The organism is Pseudomonas sp. HR96, assembly GCF_034059295.1.
In the GTDB taxonomy this organism is placed as follows: domain Bacteria; phylum Pseudomonadota; class Gammaproteobacteria; order Pseudomonadales; family Pseudomonadaceae; genus Aquipseudomonas.
The window spans coordinates 424,658-446,747 of the sequence record NZ_CP139141.1 but is presented as its reverse complement, the minus strand read 5'-3'; the positions used below and the strand labels follow the sequence as shown (position 1 = coordinate 446,747).

The 22,090-nt window shown below is 65.4% G+C and carries 28 protein-coding genes; 15 read left to right on the top strand and 13 right to left on the bottom strand.

Annotated elements, in window-relative coordinates; all coding sequences use genetic code 11:
- The first annotated feature begins 16 nt into the window (after window positions 1-16).
- The 8 genes from SFA35_RS02120 (at window position 17) to SFA35_RS02085 (ending at window position 6,225) form a co-directional block, all read left to right on the top strand.
- On the top strand, window positions 17-703 hold the full coding sequence (locus tag SFA35_RS02120; RefSeq protein WP_320574707.1) for a YggS family pyridoxal phosphate-dependent enzyme: 687 nt from the start codon (window positions 17-19) through the stop codon (window positions 701-703).
- A 55-nt stretch (window positions 704-758) separates the two neighbouring features.
- Window positions 759-1,577, top strand: a complete 819-nt coding sequence (gene proC, locus SFA35_RS02115) for a pyrroline-5-carboxylate reductase (RefSeq protein ID WP_320574705.1) — start codon at window positions 759-761, stop codon at window positions 1,575-1,577.
- Between the two features lie 10 nt (window positions 1,578-1,587).
- Window positions 1,588-2,178, top strand: a complete 591-nt coding sequence (locus tag SFA35_RS02110) for a YggT family protein (RefSeq protein WP_320574703.1) — start codon at window positions 1,588-1,590, stop codon at window positions 2,176-2,178.
- Window positions 2,179-2,299: 121 nt separating this feature from the next.
- Window positions 2,300-3,439 (top strand): homoserine O-succinyltransferase MetX, encoded by a 1,140-nt coding sequence (gene metX / locus SFA35_RS02105; RefSeq protein WP_320574701.1) that lies wholly within the window; start codon window positions 2,300-2,302, stop codon window positions 3,437-3,439.
- 7 nt (window positions 3,440-3,446) lie between these two features.
- The gene (gene metW / locus SFA35_RS02100) at window positions 3,447-4,067 is read left to right on the top strand and encodes a methionine biosynthesis protein MetW (RefSeq protein WP_320574699.1); all 621 of its coding nucleotides are present in this window, start codon (window positions 3,447-3,449) and stop codon (window positions 4,065-4,067) included.
- Window positions 4,068-4,085: 18 nt separating this feature from the next.
- Entirely contained in the window at window positions 4,086-4,679 is a 594-nt protein-coding gene (rdgB, locus tag SFA35_RS02095; protein ID WP_320574697.1) for an RdgB/HAM1 family non-canonical purine NTP pyrophosphatase, read from the top strand.
- Window positions 4,676-5,878: a radical SAM family heme chaperone HemW gene (gene hemW / locus SFA35_RS02090; protein WP_320574695.1), complete on the top strand. Its 1,203-nt coding sequence runs from the start codon at window positions 4,676-4,678 to the stop codon at window positions 5,876-5,878. The genes rdgB and hemW overlap by 4 nt, the downstream gene beginning before the upstream one ends.
- A 23-nt stretch (window positions 5,879-5,901) precedes the next feature.
- Window positions 5,902-6,225: a DUF3392 family protein gene (locus SFA35_RS02085; protein WP_320574693.1), complete on the top strand. Its 324-nt coding sequence runs from the start codon at window positions 5,902-5,904 to the stop codon at window positions 6,223-6,225.
- A 20-nt stretch (window positions 6,226-6,245) separates the two neighbouring features.
- On the opposite strand, the gene trmB is transcribed toward SFA35_RS02085, so the two are convergent.
- The 4 genes from trmB to SFA35_RS02065 form a co-directional block, all read right to left on the bottom strand.
- A complete protein-coding gene (gene trmB / locus SFA35_RS02080) occupies window positions 6,246-6,971 on the bottom strand; it encodes a tRNA (guanosine(46)-N7)-methyltransferase TrmB (protein ID WP_320574691.1) in 726 nt (241 codons plus the stop codon).
- Window positions 6,972-6,980: 9 nt separating this feature from the next.
- Window positions 6,981-7,775, bottom strand: a complete 795-nt coding sequence (locus tag SFA35_RS02075; RefSeq protein ID WP_320574689.1) for a thiazole synthase — start codon at window positions 7,773-7,775, stop codon at window positions 6,981-6,983.
- 67 nt (window positions 7,776-7,842) lie between these two features.
- Window positions 7,843-8,043, bottom strand: a complete 201-nt coding sequence (gene thiS / locus SFA35_RS02070) for a sulfur carrier protein ThiS (protein ID WP_320574687.1) — start codon at window positions 8,041-8,043, stop codon at window positions 7,843-7,845.
- Between the two features lie 91 nt (window positions 8,044-8,134).
- Window positions 8,135-8,509 (bottom strand): DUF423 domain-containing protein, encoded by a 375-nt coding sequence (locus SFA35_RS02065; RefSeq protein WP_320574684.1) that lies wholly within the window; start codon window positions 8,507-8,509, stop codon window positions 8,135-8,137.
- A 39-nt stretch (window positions 8,510-8,548) separates the two neighbouring features.
- Here SFA35_RS02065 and mtgA point away from each other — a divergent pair, with 39 nt between their 5' ends.
- On the top strand, window positions 8,549-9,304 hold the full coding sequence (gene mtgA / locus SFA35_RS02060; protein WP_320574682.1) for a monofunctional biosynthetic peptidoglycan transglycosylase: 756 nt from the start codon (window positions 8,549-8,551) through the stop codon (window positions 9,302-9,304).
- 61 nt (window positions 9,305-9,365) lie between these two features.
- Here the strand turns inward: mtgA and rpoH are convergent, their stop codons facing one another.
- From rpoH to SFA35_RS02035, 5 genes are all read right to left on the bottom strand, one after another.
- Window positions 9,366-10,220 carry an RNA polymerase sigma factor RpoH gene (gene rpoH, locus SFA35_RS02055; RefSeq protein ID WP_320574679.1) on the bottom strand — a complete coding sequence of 285 codons (855 nt, stop codon included), beginning with the start codon at window positions 10,218-10,220 and terminating at the stop codon, window positions 9,366-9,368.
- A 131-nt stretch (window positions 10,221-10,351) separates the two neighbouring features.
- Entirely contained in the window at window positions 10,352-11,377 is a 1,026-nt protein-coding gene (ftsX, locus tag SFA35_RS02050; protein WP_320574677.1) for a permease-like cell division protein FtsX, read from the bottom strand.
- A complete protein-coding gene (gene ftsE / locus SFA35_RS02045) occupies window positions 11,374-12,045 on the bottom strand; it encodes a cell division ATP-binding protein FtsE (protein WP_320574674.1) in 672 nt (223 codons plus the stop codon). Before ftsE ends, ftsX begins: the two co-directional genes overlap by 4 nt.
- Complete coding sequence (gene ftsY / locus SFA35_RS02040; protein WP_320574672.1) at window positions 12,042-13,382, bottom strand: signal recognition particle-docking protein FtsY; 1,341 nt, start codon at window positions 13,380-13,382, stop codon at window positions 12,042-12,044. Before ftsY ends, ftsE begins: the two co-directional genes overlap by 4 nt.
- Window positions 13,336-13,623 (bottom strand): hypothetical protein, encoded by a 288-nt coding sequence (locus SFA35_RS02035; protein ID WP_320574670.1) that lies wholly within the window; start codon window positions 13,621-13,623, stop codon window positions 13,336-13,338. The genes ftsY and SFA35_RS02035 overlap by 47 nt, the downstream gene beginning before the upstream one ends.
- On the opposite strand from SFA35_RS02035, the gene SFA35_RS02030 reads away from it, so the two are divergent.
- The 4 genes from SFA35_RS02030 to SFA35_RS02015 are packed head-to-tail and all read left to right on the top strand — an operon-like array spanning window position 13,622 to window position 18,035.
- A complete protein-coding gene (locus tag SFA35_RS02030) occupies window positions 13,622-14,977 on the top strand; it encodes a pitrilysin family protein (RefSeq protein ID WP_320574669.1) in 1,356 nt (451 codons plus the stop codon). The genes SFA35_RS02035 and SFA35_RS02030 overlap by 2 nt on opposite strands.
- Before the next feature lie 4 nt (window positions 14,978-14,981).
- Window positions 14,982-16,445, top strand: a complete 1,464-nt coding sequence (locus SFA35_RS02025; protein WP_414058520.1) for a M16 family metallopeptidase — start codon at window positions 14,982-14,984, stop codon at window positions 16,443-16,445.
- The gene (rsmD, locus tag SFA35_RS02020; RefSeq protein ID WP_320574666.1) at window positions 16,445-17,038 is read left to right on the top strand and encodes a 16S rRNA (guanine(966)-N(2))-methyltransferase RsmD; all 594 of its coding nucleotides are present in this window, start codon (window positions 16,445-16,447) and stop codon (window positions 17,036-17,038) included. The genes SFA35_RS02025 and rsmD overlap by 1 nt, the downstream gene beginning before the upstream one ends.
- Window positions 17,039-17,045: 7 nt before the next feature.
- Window positions 17,046-18,035, top strand: coding sequence for a hydrolase (locus tag SFA35_RS02015; RefSeq protein WP_414058519.1), 990 nt, complete (start codon window positions 17,046-17,048; stop codon window positions 18,033-18,035).
- A 57-nt stretch (window positions 18,036-18,092) separates the two neighbouring features.
- On the opposite strand, the gene SFA35_RS02010 is transcribed toward SFA35_RS02015, so the two are convergent.
- Complete coding sequence (locus tag SFA35_RS02010) at window positions 18,093-18,947, bottom strand: sulfurtransferase (protein WP_320574662.1); 855 nt, start codon at window positions 18,945-18,947, stop codon at window positions 18,093-18,095.
- A 35-nt stretch (window positions 18,948-18,982) separates the two neighbouring features.
- Window positions 18,983-19,654 (bottom strand): TetR/AcrR family transcriptional regulator, encoded by a 672-nt coding sequence (locus SFA35_RS02005; protein ID WP_320574660.1) that lies wholly within the window; start codon window positions 19,652-19,654, stop codon window positions 18,983-18,985.
- A gap of 279 nt (window positions 19,655-19,933) precedes the next feature.
- Between SFA35_RS02005 and coaD the strand changes: the two genes are divergently transcribed.
- Together coaD and SFA35_RS01995 are read left to right on the top strand one after the other, a co-directional pair.
- The gene (gene coaD / locus SFA35_RS02000; RefSeq protein ID WP_320574658.1) at window positions 19,934-20,413 is read left to right on the top strand and encodes a pantetheine-phosphate adenylyltransferase; all 480 of its coding nucleotides are present in this window, start codon (window positions 19,934-19,936) and stop codon (window positions 20,411-20,413) included.
- A gap of 131 nt (window positions 20,414-20,544) precedes the next feature.
- On the top strand, window positions 20,545-20,796 hold the full coding sequence (locus tag SFA35_RS01995; RefSeq protein ID WP_320574655.1) for a YfhL family 4Fe-4S dicluster ferredoxin: 252 nt from the start codon (window positions 20,545-20,547) through the stop codon (window positions 20,794-20,796).
- 9 nt (window positions 20,797-20,805) lie between these two features.
- On the opposite strand, the gene SFA35_RS01990 is transcribed toward SFA35_RS01995, so the two are convergent.
- Together SFA35_RS01990 and mutM are read right to left on the bottom strand one after the other, a co-directional pair.
- Window positions 20,806-21,159 carry a multidrug transporter gene (locus SFA35_RS01990; RefSeq protein WP_320574653.1) on the bottom strand — a complete coding sequence of 118 codons (354 nt, stop codon included), beginning with the start codon at window positions 21,157-21,159 and terminating at the stop codon, window positions 20,806-20,808.
- 109 nt (window positions 21,160-21,268) lie between these two features.
- Window positions 21,269-22,081 (bottom strand): bifunctional DNA-formamidopyrimidine glycosylase/DNA-(apurinic or apyrimidinic site) lyase, encoded by an 813-nt coding sequence (mutM, locus tag SFA35_RS01985; protein ID WP_320574651.1) that lies wholly within the window; start codon window positions 22,079-22,081, stop codon window positions 21,269-21,271.
- Window positions 22,082-22,090: the final 9 nt, after the last annotated feature.

Here is a 22,090-nt window from a genome sequence, read left to right as displayed (position 1 = left end):
CCGCCGGCACAAATCAATGTCCACGATAGCAGACAACGTTTTACGGGTGAGCGCCCGAATTCGCCAGGCCGCTGCCGCCGCCCAGCGCGACGAGGCCGATGTCGGCCTGCTGGCCGTCAGCAAGACCAAGCCCGCGGCCGCCGTGCGCGAGGCCTTTGGCGCCGGGCTCAAGGACTTTGGCGAGAACTATCTGCAGGAAGCCTTGGGCAAACAGCTCGAACTCGGCGACCTGCCCTTGACTTGGCATTTCATCGGCCCCATTCAGTCGAACAAGACTCGAGCCATCGCCGAGCACTTCGACTGGGTACATTCCGTGGACCGCCTGAAAATCGCTCAACGGCTTTCCGAGCAACGTCCGGCCGAGCTGCCGCCGCTGAACATCTGCCTGCAGGTCAACGTCAGCGGCGAGGCCAGCAAGTCCGGCTGCACGCCCGCAGAGCTGCCGGCGCTGGCCGCCGCCGTGGCGGCCCTGCCGAATCTGCGCCTGCGCGGGTTGATGGCGATTCCCGAACCCACCGAGGACCGCGCGGCGCAAGACGCGGCCTTCGGCGCTGTACAGCGCCTGCAAGCACAACTCGATCTGCCGCTCGACACGCTGTCCATGGGCATGAGCCACGACCTTGAGGCGGCCATCGCCCATGGCGCGACCTGGGTGCGGATCGGCACCGCGTTATTCGGTGCCCGCGACTATGGCGCCCGCTGATCGCCCGCGCCCGCTCCGCCTTTTCCATTTTCCGCCTTATAGATAAGGGTCCTTCATGAGTCACACGCGTATTGCCTTTGTCGGCGCCGGAAACATGGCCTCCAGCCTGATCGGCGGCCTGCTCGCCCAGGGTGTGGAAGCGTCGCTGATCCGCGCCAGCGCCCGGAGTGCCGAAACCCGCAGCAAGGTCGCTGCCGAACACGGCATCGAAGTCTTCGAAGACAATGCCCAGGCCATCGCCGACGCCGACGTGGTGGTGCTCGGGGTCAAGCCCCAAGGCATCAAGGCCCTTTGCGAGGCACTGCGCCCGGTGCTCAAACCGCAGCAGCTGGTGATTTCCATCGCCGCTGGGATCACTTGCGCAAGCATGGCCCAGTGGCTGGGCGAGCAGCCGACCGTCCGCTGCATGCCAAACACCCCGTCGCTGCTACGCGAAGGCGTGAGCGGCCTGTACGCCACCGACAAGGTCACTGCCGAGCAACGCGAGCAGGCGCAGAATCTACTCTCGGCCGTGGGCCTGGCCGTATGGCTGGACGACGAGAAGCAGCTGGAAGCGGTGACGGCCGTTTCGGGCAGCGGCCCGGCGTATTTCTTCCTGCTGATCGAGGCCATGACCGCTGCCGGCGAGAAACTCGGCCTGTCCCGCGAGGTGGCAGCGCAGCTGACTGCACAGACCGCCCTGGGTGCCGCGCGCATGGTCATCGCCAGCGACGTCGATGCCGCCGAGTTGCGCCGTCGGGTTACCTCCCCAGGCGGCACCACCGAGGCCGCGATCAAGACTTTCCAGGCCGGCGACTTCGCCGCACTGGTGCAAAACGCCCTCACCGCTGCCGCGCAGCGCTCGGCCGAACTCGCCGAACAACTGGGCAAATAAGGAGCCATAGATGAACGCACTTACCGGCGCCGCCGTGTTCGTTATCCAATCGCTGGTCAGCTTCTACCTGATCATCGTCCTGCTGCGCTTCGTGCTGCAGCTGGTCAAGGCCAACTTCTACAACCCGTTGAGCCAGTTCGCGGTGCGCGCCACCCACCCGCTGCTCAAGCCGATCCGCCGTATCGTGCCCAGCCTGATGGGGCTGGACATGTCCTCGCTGCTGCTGGCCATCGTGATTCAGGCCCTGCTGATGGCACTGGTGATGATGATCACCTACGGCACCATCGTCAGCCTGCCCTTCCTGCTGGTGTGGTCGCTGATCGGCATCCTGTCGCTGTTCCTGAAAATCTTCTGGGTGGCGATGATCATCATGGTGATCGTCTCCTGGATCGCGCCAGGCACCCACAACCCGGCGGCCGAGCTGGCCTACCAGATCAGCGAACCGGTGCTGGCGCCGTTCCGTCGGATCATTCCGAACCTGGGCGGCATGGACATTTCGCCGATCTTCGCCTTCCTCGCCATCCAGGTGGTGCAGAGCTTCCTGATGCCCGAGCTGGCCGCCCGCGTGGGCATGCCGCAGGAGCTGTGGCGGTTGATCTGAGTCATTGCCGGCCGGTGCGCGAGGGCCAGCCGCCCTTGCGCGTCTGGCCGGCGAAGCCTGCGCTTGCCCCCACCTCTAGCGGTCTTTAGACTTACGCCTCATTCAACCGCGAGCAGGGTCGATGTCCACTGCCTTTCCCTCCGATTCCGTTGGCCTGGTCACCCCACAAATCGCCCATTTCGCCGAGCCACTGGCGTTGGCCTGCGGGCGCTCGCTGGGCGCCTACGAGCTGATCTACGAAACCTATGGCCAGCTCAACGCCAAGGCCAGCAACGCGGTGCTGATCTGCCACGCCCTGTCCGGCCATCACCACGCCGCCGGCTACCACAGCGCCGACGACCGCAAGCCGGGCTGGTGGGACAGCTGCATCGGCCCGGGCAAGCCGATCGACACCAACCGTTTCTACGTGGTCAGCCTGAACAACCTGGGTGGTTGCAACGGTTCTACCGGGCCGAGCAGCCTCAACCCGGACACCGGCAAGCCGTTCGGTGCCGATTTCCCGGTGCTCACCGTCGAAGACTGGGTCAACAGCCAGGCCCGTCTGGCTGATCGGCTGGGCATCGCCCAGTGGGCCGCTGTGGTCGGTGGCAGCCTGGGCGGCATGCAGGCGCTGCAATGGACCATCAGCTACCCCGAACGCGTGCGCCACTGCCTGGCCATCGCCTCGGCGCCCAAGCTTTCGGCGCAGAACATCGCCTTCAACGAGGTGGCCCGCCAGGCCATCCTCACCGACCCTGAATTCCACGGCGGCTCGTTCCAGGAGCAGGGTGTGATCCCCAAGCGCGGGTTGATGCTGGCGCGCATGGTCGGGCACATCACCTACCTGTCCGACGACTCCATGGGCGAGAAATTCGGCCGCGGGCTCAAGAGCGAAAAGCTCAACTATGATTTCCACAGCGTCGAGTTTCAGGTCGAAAGCTATCTGCGCTATCAAGGTGAAGAGTTTTCCGGGCGTTTCGACGCCAACACCTACCTGCTGATGACCAAGGCGCTGGATTACTTCGACCCGGCAGCGGCCCATGGCGACGATCTGGCGGCGACCTTCGCCAACGCCACGGCAGACTTCTGCGTGATGTCGTTCACCACCGACTGGCGCTTCTCGCCGGCCCGCTCCCGCGAGCTGGTGGACGCCCTGATGGCCGCGCGCAAGAACGTCAGCTATCTGGAAATCGACGCCCCGCAGGGCCACGATGCCTTCCTGATCCCGATTCCGCGCTACCTGCAGGCCTTCAGCGGCTACATGAAGCGCATCGCCCTTTGAGACTGTCATGAGAGCCGACCTAGAAATCATCCAGGACTGGATTCCCGCCGGCAGCCGCGTGCTCGACCTGGGCTGCGGTGACGGCGAACTGCTGGCCTGGCTGCGTGACCACAAGCAGGTCACCGGCTACGGCCTGGAGATCGACGCCGCCAACATTGCCCAGTGCATCGACAAGGGCATCAACGTCATCGAGCAGGACCTCGACAAGGGCCTGAGCAACTTCGCCAGCAACAGCTTCGACGTGGTAGTGATGACCCAGGCGCTGCAGGCCGTGGACTACCCTGACCGCATCCTCGACGAAATGCTGCGGGTCGGTCGCCAGTGCATCATCACCTTCCCCAACTTCGGCCACTGGCGCTGCCGTTGGTACCTGGCCAGCAAGGGTCGCATGCCGGTCTCCGAATTCCTGCCGTATACCTGGTACAACACGCCGAACATCCACTTCTGCACCTTCGACGACTTCGAGCGCCTGTGCGGCGAGCGCCAGGCCAAGGTGCTCGACCGGCTGGCGGTCGACCAGCAGCATCGCCACGGGTGGGCCAGCAAGCTATGGCCTAATCTGTTAGGCGAAATCGGCATCTATCGGGTCAGCAGCCCGGCCCTGACCGACCACCGAATCGCCGTCTAGGCACTTGCAAGGACCCTCATGAAATTGACTCAACTGGTGCTGGCCAGCCACAACGCCGGCAAGCTCAAGGAACTCCAGGCCATGCTCGGCGCCAGCGTGCAGCTGCGTTCGGTCGGCGAGTTCAGCCAGGTCGAACCGGAGGAAACCGGCCTGTCCTTCGTCGAAAATGCCATCCTCAAGGCGCGCAACGCCGCTCGCCTGTCCGGCCTGCCGGCACTGGCCGACGACTCGGGCCTGGCGGTGGACTTTCTCGGCGGCGCGCCGGGCATCTATTCGGCACGCTATGCCGACGGCCAGGGTGATGCAGCCAACAACGCCAAGCTGCTCGACGCGCTCAAGGACGTCCCGGACGAGCAGCGCGGCGCGCAGTTCGTCTGTGTGCTGGCGCTGGTTCGCCACGCCGACGATCCGCTGCCGATTCTCTGCGAAGGCCTCTGGCACGGCAGCATTCTGCGTGCCGCCAGCGGCGCCCACGGCTTTGGCTACGATCCGCTGTTCTGGGTCCCGGAGCGAGGCTGCTCAAGCGCCGAGCTGGCCCCCGCCGACAAGAACCTGATCAGCCACCGCGCCCGCGCCATGGCCTTGCTGCGGCAGCGCCTGGGCCTCGCATGAGCCAACAGACGCTGCATCCGGGCAGCGCCGGGTTTTCCACCCAGCCACCCGCCCCGGCCCTTCCCGAGCTGCCGCCGCTGGCGTTGTACATCCATATCCCGTGGTGCGTGCGCAAATGCCCGTACTGCGATTTCAACTCCCACGCCGCCAGCGCCGTGCTGCCGGAAGAGGAGTACGTCGACGCCCTGCTGGCCGATCTCGACCAGGAACGGGGAGCGGTGCATGGCCGGTCGATCAGCTCGATCTTCTTCGGCGGCGGCACCCCGAGCCTGTTCAGCGCCGCCGCGCTGGGTCGCCTGCTGGCCGGCGTGGAGCAGCGCATCCCCTTCGCGCCGGACATCGAGATCACCCTGGAAGCCAACCCTGGCACTTTCGAGCAGGTCAAGTTCAGCGCGTACCGCCGGCTGGGCATCAACCGCCTGTCGATCGGCATCCAGAGCTTCCAGCCGGCCAAGCTCGAGGCGCTGGGGCGCATCCACAGCGGCGACGAAGCCGTGCGCGCGGCCGACATGGCGCGCCAGGCCGGCTTCGACAATTTCAACCTGGACCTGATGCACGGCCTGCCCGACCAGTCGCTGGACGATGCCCTGGGCGACCTGCGTCAAGCCATCGCGCTGGGGCCGACCCACCTGTCCTGGTACCAGCTGACCCTGGAGCCGAATACGGTGTTCTGGAATCAGCCGCCGCTGTTGCCCGAGGACGACATCCTCTGGGACATCCAGGAAGCCGGGCAGGCGCTGCTGGCCGAGCACGGCTACCGGCAATACGAGGTGTCGGCCTACGCCCAGCCCGGGCGGGCGGCGCGGCACAATCTCAACTACTGGAGCTTTGGCGATTTCATCGGCATCGGCGCCGGCGCCCATGGCAAGCTCAGCGACCTGCAGGGCGGTATCGTGCGCACCTGGAAGACCCGCCTGCCCAAGGACTACCTGAATCCGGCCAAGGCGTTCAAGGCCGGCGAGAAAGCCCTGAGCGTGGAGGAGCTGCCATTCGAATTCCTGATGAATGCCCTGCGCCTCACCGACGGCGTCGACGCCAGCCTGTACCACCGGCGCACCGGGCTGAGCCTGGACAGCCTGGCCACAGCCAGGCGCCTGGCCGAACAAAAAGGCCTTTTGCAAGTCGAACCGACGCGGCTGGCAGCAACGCCCCAGGGCCAGCTGTTCCTCAATGACCTGCTGCAATATTTTCTGACTTGAACGCTTTGATCTAAGGACTGGCAATGGACACGGTACTGCACCTGCTGGAAAACATGTCGCAATGGGGCCGCAGCAACCTGCACGACATCGCCATGGCCCTGGTGGGCTGCCTGCTGGTGCTGTTCGGGGCGGACTTCAAGGGCTGGGTGGAGCAGCGTATCGGCAGCTTCGCCGGGGCATTGCGCATCCCGGCTCTGGCCTTGCTGTGCATCGTCGGCAGCGGTGCCGCACTGATCTACGTGCCGCACTGGGTGGTGCGCGGGCTGGAGCAGTTCAACAACTACAGCCTGGCACCGGTGCTGCTGGTGGTGGTGGTGCTGATCGGCGTGGTTGCCGATCGCAAGTAGGCCTCGGGGGCCTCAAGCAATCACTCGACCTTCTCGAACTTCAGATCCCACACCCCGTGCCCCAGCCGCTCGCCGCGGCGCTCGAACTTGGTCACCGGGCGTTCGCTCGGGCGCGGTACGCAGCGGCCGTCCTCGGCCAGGTTGCGGTAGCCGGGCGCGACATTCATCACTTCCAGCATGTACTCGGCATAGGGTTCCCAGTCGGTGGCCATGTGCAGCACGCCGCCTGGCTTGAGCTTGCTGCGCACCAGTTCGGCAAAGCCCGGCTGGACGATGCGGCGCTTGTGATGGCGGCTCTTGTGCCACGGGTCGGGGAAGAACAGCAGCAGGCGATCGAGGCTGCTGTCGGCGATGCAGCGCTTGAGCACCTCGATGGCGTCGCAATCGTACACCCGCAGGTTTTTCAGGCCCTGGGTCAGCACGCCATTGAGCAAGGCGCCCACACCAGGGCGGTGCACCTCCACGCCGATGAAATCCTGCTCGGGCGCAGCTGCGGCCATTTCCAGCAGGGAATGGCCCATGCCAAAGCCGATTTCCAGGGTGCGCGGGGCACTGCGCCCGAACACGGCGTCGAAGTCCACCGGCGCGTCCGCCAGCGGCAGGACGAACAGCGGGCTGCCTTGATCGAGGCCTTTCTGCTGGCCCTCGGTCATGCGCCCGGCGCGCATCACGAAACTCTTGATGGCGCGGTGTTGACGCGGCTCGCCGTCGTCGGCGGGTGGTGTTTGCTGCTGCGAATCAGTCATCGGTGGCTCTTACTTGATCAGACCATCCAGCGGCGAGGAGGCGCTGGCATAGAGTTTTTTCGGCATGCGGCCAGCGAGGTAGGCCAGGCGGCCGGCGACGATGGCGTGTTTCATGGCTTGCGCCATCATGATCGGGTTCTGCGCGTGGGCGATGGCCGAGTTCATCAGCACCGCCTCGCAGCCCAGTTCCATGGCGATGGTGGCGTCGGAGGCGGTGCCCACGCCGGCGTCGACCAGGACCGGCACCTTGGCTTCTTCGAGGATGATCTGCAGGTTGTAAGGGTTGCAGATGCCCAGCCCGGTGCCGATCAGGCCGGCCAGCGGCATCACCGCGATGCAGCCGAGCTCGGCCAGCTGGCGGGCGATGATCGGGTCGTCGCTGGTGTAGACCATCACGTCGAAGCCGTCCTTGACCAGCACTTCGGCGGCTTTGAGGGTTTCGATCACGTTGGGGAACAGGGTTTTCTGGTCGGCCAGCACTTCGAGCTTGACCAGGTTGTGGCCGTCGAGCAGTTCGCGAGCCAGGCGGCAGGTGCGGACGGCTTCGACCGCGTCATAGCAGCCGGCGGTGTTGGGCAGGATGGTGTAGCGATCCGGCGGCAGCACGTCGAGCAGGTTCGGCTCGCCCGGGTTCTGGCCCAGGTTGGTGCGGCGCACCGCCACCGTGACGATCTCGGCGCCCGAGGCTTCGATGGCCAGGCGAGTCTGCTCAAGGTCACTGTACTTGCCGGTGCCGACCAACAGGCGCGACTGGAAAGTACGACCGGCCAGGGTGAAGGGCTTGTCGCTGCGAACATTGCTCATCGAAAATCCTCTTTTTATAAGGGACCGCTCGGGCGGCGGCCAGGGTGGCGAGACACTCGGGCCGGGGCTAACCGCCGCCGATGGCGTGTACCACCTCGATCTGGTCGCCTTCGGCGAGGACCGTCGTGTCGTGCTGGCTACGGGGCACGATGTCCAGGTTGAGTTCGACTGCCACACGCCGGCCCGTCAACTCCAGACGGGTCAGCAGGCCGGCGACGGTTTCGCCGACGGGCAGTTCAAAGGAGTCACCATTCAACTGAATGCGCATGCAGGTGCAGCCATCTCGTCAGGGGGCCCGCATTCTAGCCCGAACGGTCAGGATGACCAAGGCACCGGGCGGCCATTCGTCTCGCCGGCCCTTACTCGCCCAGCCGCCAGGCGGCCAGCCCCAGGCACAGCCAGCCGAGCAGGAAGCACAGCCCACCAAATGGCGTGATGATGCCCAGTTTGCTTACCCCACTAAGGGTCAGCGCATAGAGACTGCCCGAGAACAGGATGATGCCCAGGGTGAACAGGATGCCGGCCCAGAGCATCAGCCGCCCGGGCAGGTGCACTGCCAGCAGGGCCACCGCCAGCAACGCCATGGTGTGGAACAGCTGGTAGGTCACCCCGGTATGAAACACCGCCAGGTACTCGTCGTTCAGGCGGTTCTTCAGGCCGTGGGCCGCGAAGGCGCCAAGGCCCACCCCGGTAAAGCCGAAAAACGCCGCCAGCATCAGGAAACTCCGCAACATCGCGCCACTCCAACCGTTCATCCGCACAGGGCCTGTATAATGGCCCGCTCATCCGGTCAGGCCAAGCCTTCCATGCTGCGCACTCTGTTTCGTCGCCTCTTCAAAGCCGCGCTCTGGTTCGCTGCGGGCAGCGCCTTGCTGGTGCTGGTGTTTCGTTTCGTGCCGCCGCCGGGCACCATGCTGATGGTCGAGCGCAAGGTCGAGTCCTGGACCGACGGCCAACCCATCGACCTGCAACGCAGCTGGCGCCCCTGGGGACAGATCTCCGACGACCTGAAAATGGCAGTGATCGCCGGCGAAGACCAGAGATTCGCCGAGCATTGGGGTTTCGACTTCGCTGCCATTCAAGCGGCGCTGGCGCACAACGAGCGCGGTGGTTCGCTTCGCGGCGCCAGCACCTTGAGCCAGCAGGTGGCCAAGAACGTGTTTCTCTGGTCCGGCCGCAGCTGGTTGCGCAAGGGTTTCGAAACCTGGTTCACCGTGTTGATCGAGACCCTGTGGCCCAAGCAGCGCATCCTCGAGGTGTACCTCAACAGCGCCGAATGGGACGACGGCGTCTTCGGTGCCGAGGCTGCGGCGCGTCATCACTTCGGCGTGGGCGCGGCCTACCTGTCGCGACAGCAGGCCAGCCAGCTGGCCGCAGTGCTGCCCAACCCGCGCAACTGGAGCGCCGGGCGGCCCAACGCCTATGTGGCCAGCCGCGCAGCCTGGATTCGCCAGCAGATGGCGCAGCTGGGCGGGGATGATTACCTGAGCCGGCTGAACGGTTCGCGGCGGGCGCCCTGGGCTGACTGAATCAATCGTTTACCAACAAAAAAGCCCCGACCAGGTCGGGGCTTTTTCATGAGCGGCTGTATCAAGCCGCGATGGACATCTTCAGCTTGTTCATGGCGCTCTTCTCCAACTGCCGGATGCGCTCGGCCGAGACGTTGTACTTGTCAGCCAGCTCGTGCAGGGTGGCTTTTTCCTCGGCCAGCCAGCGCTGGTAGAGGATGTCGCGGCTGCGTTCGTCCAGTACCTGCAGGGCTTCGTGCAGGTTGTTGTTGGAGTTGTCGCTCCAGTCGGCGTCTTCCAGCTGCACCGCCGGGTCGTAGCGATGGTCTTCCAGGTAATTGGCCGGCGACTGGAAGGCGCTGTCGTCGTCGGCTTCGGCAGCCGGGTCGAAGGCCATGTCCTGGCCGGTCAGGCGGCTTTCCATCTCGCGCACTTCACGGGGTTCCACACCGAGGCTTTCCGCCACACGATGGACTTCCTCGTTGTTCAACCAGGCCAGGCGCTTCTTCTGGCTGCGCAGGTTGAAGAACAACTTGCGCTGGGCCTTGGTGGTGGCCACCTTGACGATGCGCCAGTTGCGCAGGATGAACTCGTGGATTTCTGCCTTGATCCAGTGCACGGCAAACGACACCAGGCGCACGCCCATTTCCGGGTTGAAGCGCTTGACGGCCTTCATCAGGCCGACGTTGCCTTCCTGGATCAGGTCGGCTTGCGCCAGCCCGTATCCCGAATAGCTGCGTGCGATGTGCACGACGAAACGCAGGTGGGCGAGCACCATCTGCCGAGCCGCCCCAAGATCCTGCTCATAGTAGAGACTCTCGGCCAGTTCACGCTCCTGCTCGGGCGTCAGCAAGGGAATGCTGTTCACCGTGTGCACGTAGGCTTCCAGGTTCGCACCCGGGACTAGCGCATACGCAGGTTGCAAAGAAGTGGTCATACGAAAAAACCTCCGACTTACATGACTCGTGCTATCCGCACAGCCCATTAGACCGGGAACCGATGATCGGGTTCCTGTGGATGACTATACGGTCTGGATGTAAAAAATAAGTGATCTTAAACAAAACGTCATTAGCGTGGCGCCAATTCCCGCAAGTGCCGCGCCACCGCAATCCACGCTCCGATATACCCCAACAACAGGGCGCCAAGCAAGAGCGACAGACCGTCGGATGATGGCACTCCGGCCAGCGCGAAATCGCTGCCATACAGTCCAGACAGCCCCACCACGGCCTGGTTCAGCCAGTTCAGACCAAAGGCCAGCACGCCCCAGGCAAACACGCCAGCGCCTAATCCGTAGATCGCGCCCATGTACAGGAACGGCCGGCGCACGTAGGCGTCGGTGCCCCCCACCAGTTTGATGACCTCGATTTCGGTACGGCGGTTCTCGATATGCAGACGTATCGTGTTACCAATTACCAGCAGCAAGGCGGACACCAGCAGCACCGTCAAGCCGAAGACGAAGCGGTCGCCGAGCTTGAGGATGGCGGCCAGGCGCTCGACCCAGACCAGGTCCAACTGCGCCTGCTGCACCTTGGGCAACTCGGCCAGCTGTTGGCGCAAAGTTTCCAGGGCGGCCTTGTCGACCTCCAGCGGGGTGACGATGACCACGCCTGGGAGCGGGTTGTCCGGCAACTCCTTGAGCGCCTCGCCCAGCCCGGACTGCTGCTGGAACTCGCTGAGGGCCTGGGTCTTGTTGACGAATTCGGCATCGGCGACGCCGGACAAGCCCTTGACCCGGGTGACCAGGGCCTGGCCTTCGCTGTCGCTGGCGTCCATCTGCAGGTACAGGGAGATTTGCGCGGCGCGCTGCCAGGAGCCGCCCAGCCGTTCGACGTTCTTGAGCAGCAGTGACAAGCCCATGGGCAGGCTCAGGGCCACGGCCATCACCATGCAGGTGAAGAAGCTGCCGATCGGTTGCTTGGCGAGGCGCCGCAGGCTGTCGACCAGGCTGGCCCGGTGGCTTTCGAGCCAGGCATGGAACAGCGTGGCGAAGTCCGGACCGTCGTCGTCGTTGTTTTTTTTCTTCTTGCTCGGTTGTGGATCGGCCGGCTTGGGCGCCACTCGATCGGATACCTTGGGGCTGCGTGTCGCACTCATTGGCCGGCCTCTCCATCGCCGATCAATCGGCCGCGTTGCAGTGTCAGCATGCGGTGGCGCATGCGCGCGATCAGCGCCAGGTCGTGGCTGGCGATCAGCACGCTGGTGCCCAGCCGGTTGATGTCCTCGAACACCCCCATGATTTCCGCCGCCAGGCGCGGGTCGAGGTTGCCGGTGGGTTCGTCGGCCAGCAGCAGGGCCGGCCGGTGGACGATGGCGCGGGCGATACCTACACGCTGCTGCTGCCCGGTGGACAGGTCGCCGGGGTACAGCTCGCCCTTGTCGTTGAGCGCCACCCGCTCCAGGGCGGCATCCACGCGCTTGGCGATCTCCGGCTTGGACAGGCCGAGGATCTGCAGCGGCAGGGCGATGTTGTTGAACACGGTGCGATCGAACAGCAACTGGTGGTTCTGGAACACCACGCCGATCTGCCGGCGCAGGAACGGGATCTGTGCGTTGCTGATTTGTCCCAGGTCCTGGCCGGCCAGCATCAGCTTGCCGCTGGTGGGCCGCTCCATCGCCAGCAACAGGCGCAGCAGTGTGCTTTTGCCGGCGCCGGAGTGGCCGGTGACGAACAGGAACTCCCCGCGCCGCACGCGGAAACTCAGCTCGTGCAGGCCGACGTGGCCATTGGGATAGCGCTTGGCAACCTGTTCGAATCGAATCATGGACGCTCCCGCTCGGCAAATAGGGCCTGGACGAAGGGTTCGGCTTCGAAGGTGCGCAGGTCGTCGATGCCCTCGCCTACGCCGATGTAGCGGATCGGCAGGCCGAACTGCTTGGCCAGGGCGAAGATCACGCCACCCTTGGCGGTGCCGTCGAGCTTGGTCAGGGCCAGGCCGGTGAGGGTCACGGTCTGGTTGAATTGCTTGGCCTGGTTGATGGCGTTCTGGCCAGTGCCGGCGTCGAGCACCAGCAGCACCTCATGGGGCGCGTCGGCGTCGAGCTTGCCGATCACCCGGCGGACCTTTTTCAGCTCCTCCATGAGGTTGTCCTTGGTGTGCAGGCGGCCGGCCGTGTCGGCGATCAGCACGTCGATACCGCGAGCCTTGGCGGCCTGCACGGCGTCGAAGATCACCGAAGCCGAATCGGCGCCGGTGTGCTGGGCGATCACCGGGATCTTGTTGCGCTCGCCCCACACCTGCAGTTGCTCCACCGCAGCCGCGCGGAAGGTGTCGCCGGCGGCCAGCATGACCTTCTTGCCCTCCAGCTGCAGCTTCTTGGCCAGCTTGCCGATGGTGGTGGTCTTGCCGGCTCCGTTGACGCCGACCACGAGGATCACGAACGGTTTGCTGGCCGACTGCACCACCAGCGGCTGCTCGACCGGGCGCAGCAACGCCGCCAGTTCGTCCTGCAACGACTTGTACAGGGCGTCGGCATCGGCCAGTTGCTTGCGGGCGACCTTCTGGGTCAGGTTCTGCACGATCAGCGTGGTCGCCTCGACCCCAACGTCGGCGGTCAGCAGGCGCGTCTCGATCTCGTCGAGCAGATCGTCGTCGATGGTTTTCTTGCCCAGGAACAGGCTGGCCATGCCTTCGCCCAGACTCGCGCTGGTCTTCGACAGGCCCTGCTTGAGGCGCGCGAAGAAGCCGGCCTTGGTCTCGCTGCCGGGCGCAGGCGCCACGACGGCCGGCGGCAAGGGTGCAGCCGGCTGCAGCGCCGGCACCGGCTCGACCGCCCGTGGCTGCGGCGGGATCGGTGGTGGCACCTGCGGTTCGCTGTCGAGCACCAGGGCCACTGGTTCTTCAGGCACCGGCAGCACCAGGTTGGAGTGCGGCGCCGGGTCCGGCTGAGGGACGGGGCTGATGGCTGGCGCCGGCGCTGGGACCGGCTCTGGCTCGACCGGCGCGGCAGGCGGCACGGCCTCGACTGCAGGCTCGGGCGCCTGCGGGGCTGGCGATGGCTCGTCCACGGGTGTTTGCGGCTTTTTGCGCAGCCAGCCGAACAGGCCTTTCTTTTCACCAGCCGCGGCCGGGGTCTTTTTGTCGTCGTTGGAACCAAACATGGAAGACGGCTATCTCACGGTAGCGACGCGCCAATGCGGCGCCTCTGGAAATTCTGATACGCAGAACAGACTGCTTTGCGCCCGGCTCGTTCACGAGCGGCGCTGCAACATCTTGATCCAGCACCTGCGGTTTTTCTCGGTCGCCAGGCATGGTCGCCAGCGAACCGGACCAGTATCCTAGCACCTCCTCGCCCGCCGACGCTAAGACCACGCGGGCCGCCCTCAAGGTTCGAAAATCCATGAATGCTCCAGCCCGCCGCATTGCCGGCCTGCTCCTGGCCACGCTTTGCCTGCCGATCATGGCCTTTGCCGCCGAGCCACAGGCCACCCACGAGTTCACCCTGGACAACGGCCTCAAGGTCATCGTGCGCGAAGACCACCGCGCCCCGGTGGTGGTGTCGCAGGTCTGGTACAAGGTCGGTTCCAGCTACGAGACCCCCGGCCAGACCGGCCTTTCCCATGCCCTCGAGCACATGATGTTCAAAGGCAGCAGCAAGACTGGCCCCGGCGAGGCCTCACGCATCCTGCGCGACCTTGGCGCCCAGGAGAACGCCTTCACCAGCGACGACTACACCGCCTACTACCAAGTGCTGGCACGCGACCGCCTGCCCGTGGCGCTGGAGCTCGAAGCCGACCGCATGGCGAGCCTGCAGTTGCCGGCCGAGGAGTTCAAGCGCGAGATCGAGGTGATCAAGGAAGAGCGGCGCATGCGCACCGACGACAAGCCCGGCGCCAAGGCCTATGAAGTCTTCAAGGCCATGGCCTACCCGGCCAGCGGTTACCACACCCCGACCATCGGCTGGATGGCCGACCTTGAGCGTATGCAGATCGACGACCTGCGCGCTTGGTACAAGGCCTGGTACGTGCCCAACAACGCCACCCTGGTGGTGGTCGGCGACGTCAGCCTGGACGAGGTCAAGCGCCTCGCCGAGCAGTGGTTCGGCCCGATCGCCCGGCGAGCCACGCCACCTTCGAAGATTCCGCTGGAGCTGAGCGGCCCCGGCGAGCGGCGCATCGACGTGCACGTGCGCACCCAGTTGCCGAGCCTGATCTACGGCTTCAACGTGCCGAGCCTGGCCACGGCCAAGGATGCGCGTGGCCTGCAGGCCCTGCGCCTGATCAGCGCGCTGCTCGACGGCGGCGACAGCGCACGCCTGGCCACGCGCCTGGAGCGTGGCCAGGAGCTGGTGTCGAACGCCTCGGTCAGCTACAACGCCTATGCCCGCGGCGACTCGCTGTTCACCCTCAGCGCCACGCCCAATGCGCAGAAGAAGAAAACCCTGGAAGACGTCGAGAAAGGCCTGTGGGCGCAGCTCGACGACCTGAAGAACAACCCGCCGTCGGCCGAAGAGCTGGAGCGCGTGCGCGCCCAGGTCATCGCCGGGCTGGTCTTCGAGCGCGACTCCATCAGCCAGCAGGCCACCGCCATTGGCCAGCTGGAGTCGGTGGGGTTGTCCTGGCGGTTGATCGACAGCGACCTCGACGAGCTCAAGAGCGTGACCCCGGACGACATCCGCAGCGCCGCCCGCACCTATTTCACCCGCGACCGCCTGAGCGTCGCCCATGTTCTGCCCGAGGAGACCGCTCATGAGTGAGCCCATGAGCCTGAAATACCGCGTGACGCGCACGCTTGCCGTGGCCGGCATTGCCAGCCTGTGCCTGAGCGGCCACGTCTGGGCCGACGCCACGCCTGCCGCCGAGGGCAAGCCGCAGCTGCAGACCCTTGCCGAGCTCGACGGCAAGGCGCCGGTGCGCCGGCAACTGGCCATCCAGAGCTGGACCACTCGCGCCGGCTCGCGCGTGCTGTTCGTCGAAGCCCATGAATTGCCGATGTTCGACCTGCGCCTGACCTTCGCCGCCGGCAGCAGCCAGGACGGGCAGCACCCGGGCATCGCCTTGATGACCAACGCCATGCTCAACGAAGGTGTCGCCGGCCAGGACGTCGAGGCCATTACCCGCCGCTTCGAGGGTCTGGGCGCCGACTTCAGCAACGGCTCCTACCGCGACATGGCAGTGGTCGGGCTGCGCAGCCTCAGTGACCCAGACAAACGCGACCCGGCGCTCAAGCTGTTCGCCGAAGTCCTCGGCCAACCGACCTTCCCGGCCTCGTCGCTGGCACGCATCAAGAACCAGCTGCAGGCCAGCTTCGAGTTCCAGAAGCAGAACCCCGGCAAACTGGCGGGCAATGCGCTCTATGAACGCTTGTATGGCCAGCACCCCTACGCCCATCCCAGCGACGGCGATGCCAAGAGCATCGCCGGCCTGACCCAGGCCCAGCTGCGGGACTTCCACCGCCGCGCCTACGCCTCCGGCAATGCCGTCGTCGCCCTGGTGGGCGACCTGACCCGCGAGCAGGCCCAGGCGGTCGCCGAGCAGATATCCACGGCGCTGCCCAAGGGGCCCGAACTGCCCGCCGTGGCACAGCCCGTCGCGCCCCAGCCCGGCGCCACGCATATCGACTTCCCGTCCAAGCAGACCCAGATCCTCCTGGCCGAGCTCGGCATCGACCGCAACGACCCGGATTACGCCGCGCTGTCGCTGGGCAACCAGATTCTTGGCGGTGGCAGCTTTGGTACCCGGCTGATGAGCGAAGTGCGCGAAAAACGCGGGCTGACGTACGGTATCTACTCGGGCTTTACCCCGATGCAGGTGCGCGGCCCGTTCCTGATCAGCCTGCAGACCCGCGCCGAGCTCGGCGAAGCTACACTCAAGCTGGTCCAGGACGTGCTGCGCGACTACCTCCAGAGCGGCCCCACCCAGCAGGAGCTGGATGCCGCCAAGCGCGAGTTGTCCGGCAGCTTTCCGCTGAGCACCGCGAGCAATGCTGGCATCGTTAGCCAATTGGGTATGATTGGCTTCTATCACTTGCCGCTCACCTGGCTCGAAGACTTCATGCAACAATCCCAGGCCCTGACCATCGATCAGGTCAAGGCTGCGCTGAACAAGCATCTGGACGCTGACAAACTGGTGATCGTTACCGCCGGCCCAAGTGTTGCCCAGCAACCGTTGCCGGCCCCCACCGACAAGCCCATGGAACAACCCATGGCAGTTCCGGAGCACTAATGGCCAGTACCTCCCCCGTAAAAACCCGTGCCCATGGCGGCCAGGGTCAGCTGCGCATCATTGGCGGCGAATGGCGCAGTCGCAAACTGGGCTTCCCCGAGGCACCCGGGCTGCGACCGACACCGGACCGGGTCCGTGAAACCCTGTTCAACTGGCTGACCCCCTATGTCGCCGGGGCCAAGGTGCTCGACCCGTTCGCCGGCAGTGGCGCCCTCTACCTGGAGGCACTGTCGCGCGGCGCCAGCATGGCGCTGGCGCTGGATGCCAACGCCGAAGCCATCGCCAGCCTGCGGCATAACCTCGACCTGCTGCGCTGCACCGTCGGCCAGCTGCTGCAGAGCGATGCCACGCGCTACCTCGAGACCCAGACGCCGACGCCCTTCGACCTGGTGTTCCTCGACCCGCCGTTTCACCAGAATCTGTTGCCGGCCACCTGCGCCCTGCTCGAGAGCAAGGGCTGGCTGGCGCCTGCGGCCTGGATCTACACCGAGAGCGAGACGCCGCCCTCCAGCCTGCAATTGCCGGCAGGCTGGCGCCTGCATCGGGAGAAGAAGGCCGGGCAGGTGTATTACGCTCTCTGGCAGCGCGGCTGAAGCCTTGCTGCGCACGCCACCCTCTTTTCGCCCGGCACCCGGCCTGGCCAACCCGCACCTGCAAACCCTGTGGGGGCCGCTGGGCCGCCGCACCGTGCACTTGCAACGTCAGCGCGAGCGTCTGTGGCTGGCCGACGGCGACTTCCTCGACCTCGACTGGCATGCCAGCCAGGCGCCCGAGGCGCCGTTGGTGCTGGTGCTGCACGGGCTGACCGGCTCGTCCAATTCACCTTATGTGGCGGGCCTGCAAAGAGCCTTGGCGGCCCAGGACTGGGGCAGCGTTGCGGTCAACTGGCGCGGTTGCTCCGGCGAGCCGAACCTGTTGCCACGCAGCTACCATTCGGGCGCAACCGAAGACCTCGTCGAGGTCATCGGCCATGTCCGTCGTCTGCGCCCCGAAGCGCCGCTGTACGCGGTGGGCTACTCACTGGGGGGCAACATCCTGCTCAAGCATCTGGGCGAATCCGGCGCGGCCAGCCTGTTGCGCGCCGCAGTGGCGGTGTCGGTGCCCTTTCGCCTGGACCAGTGCGCCGACCGCATTGCTCAGGGCTTTTCCAAGGTGTACCAGGCGCACTTCATGCGCGCGATGCTGGCCTACATCAGCGACAAGCAGGAGCGCTTCGAACTCGAAGGCCACACTGAAGGGTTGGCGCGCCTGGCGGCCCTGGGCTCCCTGAAGAACCTGCGCAATTTCTGGGACTTCGACGGCACCGTCACCGCCCCGCTGAACGGCTTCGCCGATGCCCATGACTACTATAGGCGCTCGTCGAGCCGGTACTTCCTGCCGCAGATCCAGACCCGCACCTTGATCATCCAGGCGGCGGATGACCCGTTCGTGTTTCCTCACAGCCTGCCGACGGCCAATGAACTGTCGGCCAGTACCACCTTCGAGCTGCAGGAGAAAGGTGGGCATGTGGGGTTTGTCGATGGGCGGCCGGGGAAACTGGGGTATTACCTGGAGCGCAGGATTCCGCAGTGGCTGGCCGAGCATCGGTAGGTTCAAGCCGGCCTGCAGCCTCTTGGGGGCCAAGCCCCCTTCCACAGCGATGCCGGCCTACTCACCGGTCGCCCGCGGCCGCTGCGCGTCGGTGATCCACTCGCTCCACGACCCGGCGTACAGCTGCGCCAGCGGATACCCCGCCAGGCACAGGGCGAAGAGGTTGTGGCATGCCGTCACCCCCGACCCGCAATAGGCCACCAGTTCACTGATCGGCCGCTGGCCCAGCAGTGCTGCGAAACGCTCGCGCAACTTTTCCGGCGCCAGGAAGCGGCCGTCGGCGTCCAGGTTGTCGGTGAACACCGCGCACTGCGCCCCGGGAATGTGCCCCGCCACCGGGTCGATCGGCTCGACCTCGCCGCGAAAGCGTGCCACTGCACGGGCATCCAGCAAGGTCAGATCGCCTTGGCCCAGGCGCTCCTGCAATTGCTGGGCGCTGACCACCATATGCGGATCGGGCTTGCCGGAAAAATGCCCTGGCTCGCTGGCCGGCGGGTCCAGGCTCAATGGCAGGCCGCTGGTGTGCCAGGCCTTGAGCCCGCCGTCGAGCAGGGACACGCCCTCGCGCTTGCCCAGCCAGGCCAGCAGCCACCAGGCGCGGGCGGCGTACATGCCGGGGCCGTCGTCATAAAGCACCACCTCGCTGTCGGCATTCACCCCCCAGGCCTGCAACCGCGCCAACAAGCGGCCGGGCTGGGGCAGCGGGTGGCGACCGGTGACGCCACGGGTCACTTCGGCGCTGAGGTCGCGGGCCAGGTCGGCGAAATGCGCGCCTTCGATATGCCCCTCGGCATAGCTGCGCTGGCCGTAGTCGCCGTCTTCCAGGGACGAGCGGCAGTCCAGGATCACCAGGCCCGGCCGCTCCATGCGGGCAGCCAGCTGGCGGGGGCTTGTCAATTGCGCGATGGGCATGATGGCCTCTCAATGGTGGACGATTTGTTGTTCGATTAGGCCCCGGCGGGGTGCAGCAGGTTCAGCGGCACGTAAAATTCTTCGGCCAGCGCCTGCACCGCTTGCCCCCAAGGCGCGGTGATGTACCCGCTCTGTAGCATCAGCACCTGGTACACCCCGCGCTTGAGCGCCTGCTCGTCGAGCCGGGCAGTGGGTGCCGACGAGGTGCAGAGATGGCGGATCCAGGCAGTCAGGACGATCCAGGCGTTCAGCGCCAAGGCCTCGAGCCCGACTGCATCGAGGCGCAGGATGCCCGCCTCGACAAATCCGGCATAGATCGCCTGGCCCTGATGCAGGCAACGCCGGGTGAACTGCTGATAGCGTGCGGTCAGCGCCGGGTCGCTTTCGAGCAGGTGCTCGAGGTCGCGGTAGAAGAAACGATAACTCCACATCACTTCGAGCAGTGCCAGCAGATAGTCGCGCATGTCGTCGATGGTCGGTACTCGACCTTCGGGCAGTTGCAGGAAGCCCTCGACCTTGGCCTGAAATTGCTCGAACAGGACCGCGACGATCTCCTGCTTGTTGGCAAAATGGTAATAGAGGTTGCCCGGCGACATCTCCATATGCGCCGCAATATGGTTGGTGCTGACGCTGCGCTCGCCCTGCCGGTTGAACAGCTCCAGGCTGTTCTGCACGATGCGCTCGCGGGTCTTGAGTCGTTGAACCATGGGGTGCGGCAACCTCTGATCGGGATGGTACATCTTACGAAGTATCGACCATGGCGTGCACTTTGGCTGCCTGGAAGCTGCGAGCCTGCGCAGTGATCGACGACGGGCGCTGACCGCACAGTCAGTTCTTCCAACCGCCGTGAAACGCTTGACGCGACAGTTCGCCGCAGGCATTTTCAGCCCAGTTCGCCGCGCCATCCCCGCAAAAGGGTGGCTTGGCCCACCGCAGATGCTGCGATACCATCGAAAACCCCAACGCAATCCCGCCAGGACGCCCCGATGAACCGAGTGTTGTACCCAGGTACCTTCGACCCGATAACCAAGGGCCATGGCGATTTAGTCGAGCGCGCTGCGCTGCTGTTCGACCAGGTAGTGATTGCAGTGGCTGCCAGCCCGAAGAAGAACCCGCTGTTCAGCCTGGAACAACGGGTGGAACTGGCGCGCGAAGTCACTCGCCACCTGCCGAACGTGGAAGTGGTCGGCTTTTCGACCCTGCTGGCGCAGTTCGCCAAGGAGCAGAACGCCAATATCTTCCTGCGCGGCCTGCGTGCGGTGTCGGACTTCGAATACGAATTCCAGTTGGCCAACATGAACCGCCAGTTGGCGCCGGACGTTGAAAGCCTGTTTCTCACGCCGTCGGAGCACTATTCATTCATTTCTTCGACCCTGGTGCGGGAAATCGCCGCACTGGATGGCGATATCAGCAAGTTTGTTCACCCCGCTGTGGCCGAAGCCCTGACCCAGCGCTTCAAAAAGTGACCGGCGGTTGGCGCCCGCGTGCACTGCGGGCGCCAATGGGGCACAATATCGCGCATATCTTCATTTCAAACGCCTGATCTGGTCAGCCCGCGCACCTGTGCGCAGCCTGTACGCAGTCGGCCGGAGTCATCATGTCGCTTATCATCACCGACGATTGCATCAACTGCGACGTCTGCGAACCCGAGTGCCCGAACGCCGCCATCTCGCAAGGCGAAGAGATTTACGTCATCGACCCCAACCTCTGCACCCAGTGCGTGGGCCACTATGACGAGCCGCAATGCCAGCAGGTGTGCCCGGTGGACTGCATCCCGCTGGATGAAGCCCACCCGGAAACCGAAGAGCAGCTGATGGAAAAATACCGGCGCATCACCGCCAAGGCCTGACGCCAGCCCTCAGGGCTGGCTGGCATCGCCTTCGGTGGTGCAGCCAAGGCAGCGCACGAACGCCGCACGCCCCGGGTCGACCACCAGCGCCTTGCCCGTCTCCTTGACGTTGCCGCCCAGCGCGGCGAACGGCAGCGCCACCACGAACAGCACCGCGCCGATGGCCGTCGCCGCGATCAGCAATGGCCGGGCGATCACCAGGTCGCCGATCATCGCGTAGGCTGGCGGATTTTGGATGGTGTAGGTCGGGTCGCCACTGGCGGTGTCCGGCGCGGGGCTCGCGGACTGCATCGCGGCGGCAGGCAATGCCTGCAGGCCAAGGCTCAGAACCAGCACGACCGAGAGGACGCGGAAAACGTTCATGACACAATCCTTCTGCTCAATGGACAGCGAAACGGGGGACGGGATATGGCGTTTACTATATCAGTGTCCACGCCATTGTCAGGCCCGGCCCCGCCATCGTTTCCAGCGTTTATTTCTGGCAGCGCGGGCAGAACACACTGGCGCGCTGCCCCAGCTTGACCTCGCGCAGCAACGTGCCACATACCTTGCAAGGCTCTGCGCCGCGGCCGTAGGCGAACAGCTCCTGCTGGAAGTAGCCGGGCTGGCCATCACCGCCGATAAAGTCGCGCAAGGTGGTACCGCCGCGCTCGATGGCGTGGGTCAGAATGCGCTTGATCTCGATGGCCAGCTTCAGATAACGCGCCCGGGAAATGCCCCCCGCCTCGCGTCGCGGGTCGATGCCGGCGGCGAACAACGCCTCGGTCGCGTAGATGTTGCCCACGCCCACCACCACCGCGTTGTCCATGATGAACGGCTTGACCGCCATGCTGCGCCCGCGCGACAGCTGGAACAGCCGCTCGCCGTCGAACAGCTCGGTCAACGGCTCCGGCCCCAGGCGCAGCAGCAGTTCGTGGTTGTGCGGGTCATGGCTCCAGAGCATCGCGCCGAAACGCCGCGGGTCGGTGTAGCGCAGGGCCAGCCCGGACTCCAGCTCGATGTCGACGTGCTCATGCTTGAGCGCCGGCAGGCCCGCCTCCACCAGCCGCAGGTTGCCTGACATACCCAGGTGACTGATCAAGGTGCCGACCTCGGCGTTGATCAGCAGGTACTTGGCGCGCCGCTCGACCGCGACGATGCGCTGGCCGGACAAGCTGACGTCCAGGTCTTCGGGGATCGGCCAGCGCAGCCGCCGATCGCGCACGATCACGCGACTGACCCGCTGGCCTTCAAGGTGGGGGGCGATACCGCGACGGGTGGTTTCGACTTCTGGCAGTTCAGGCATGGACAGCAA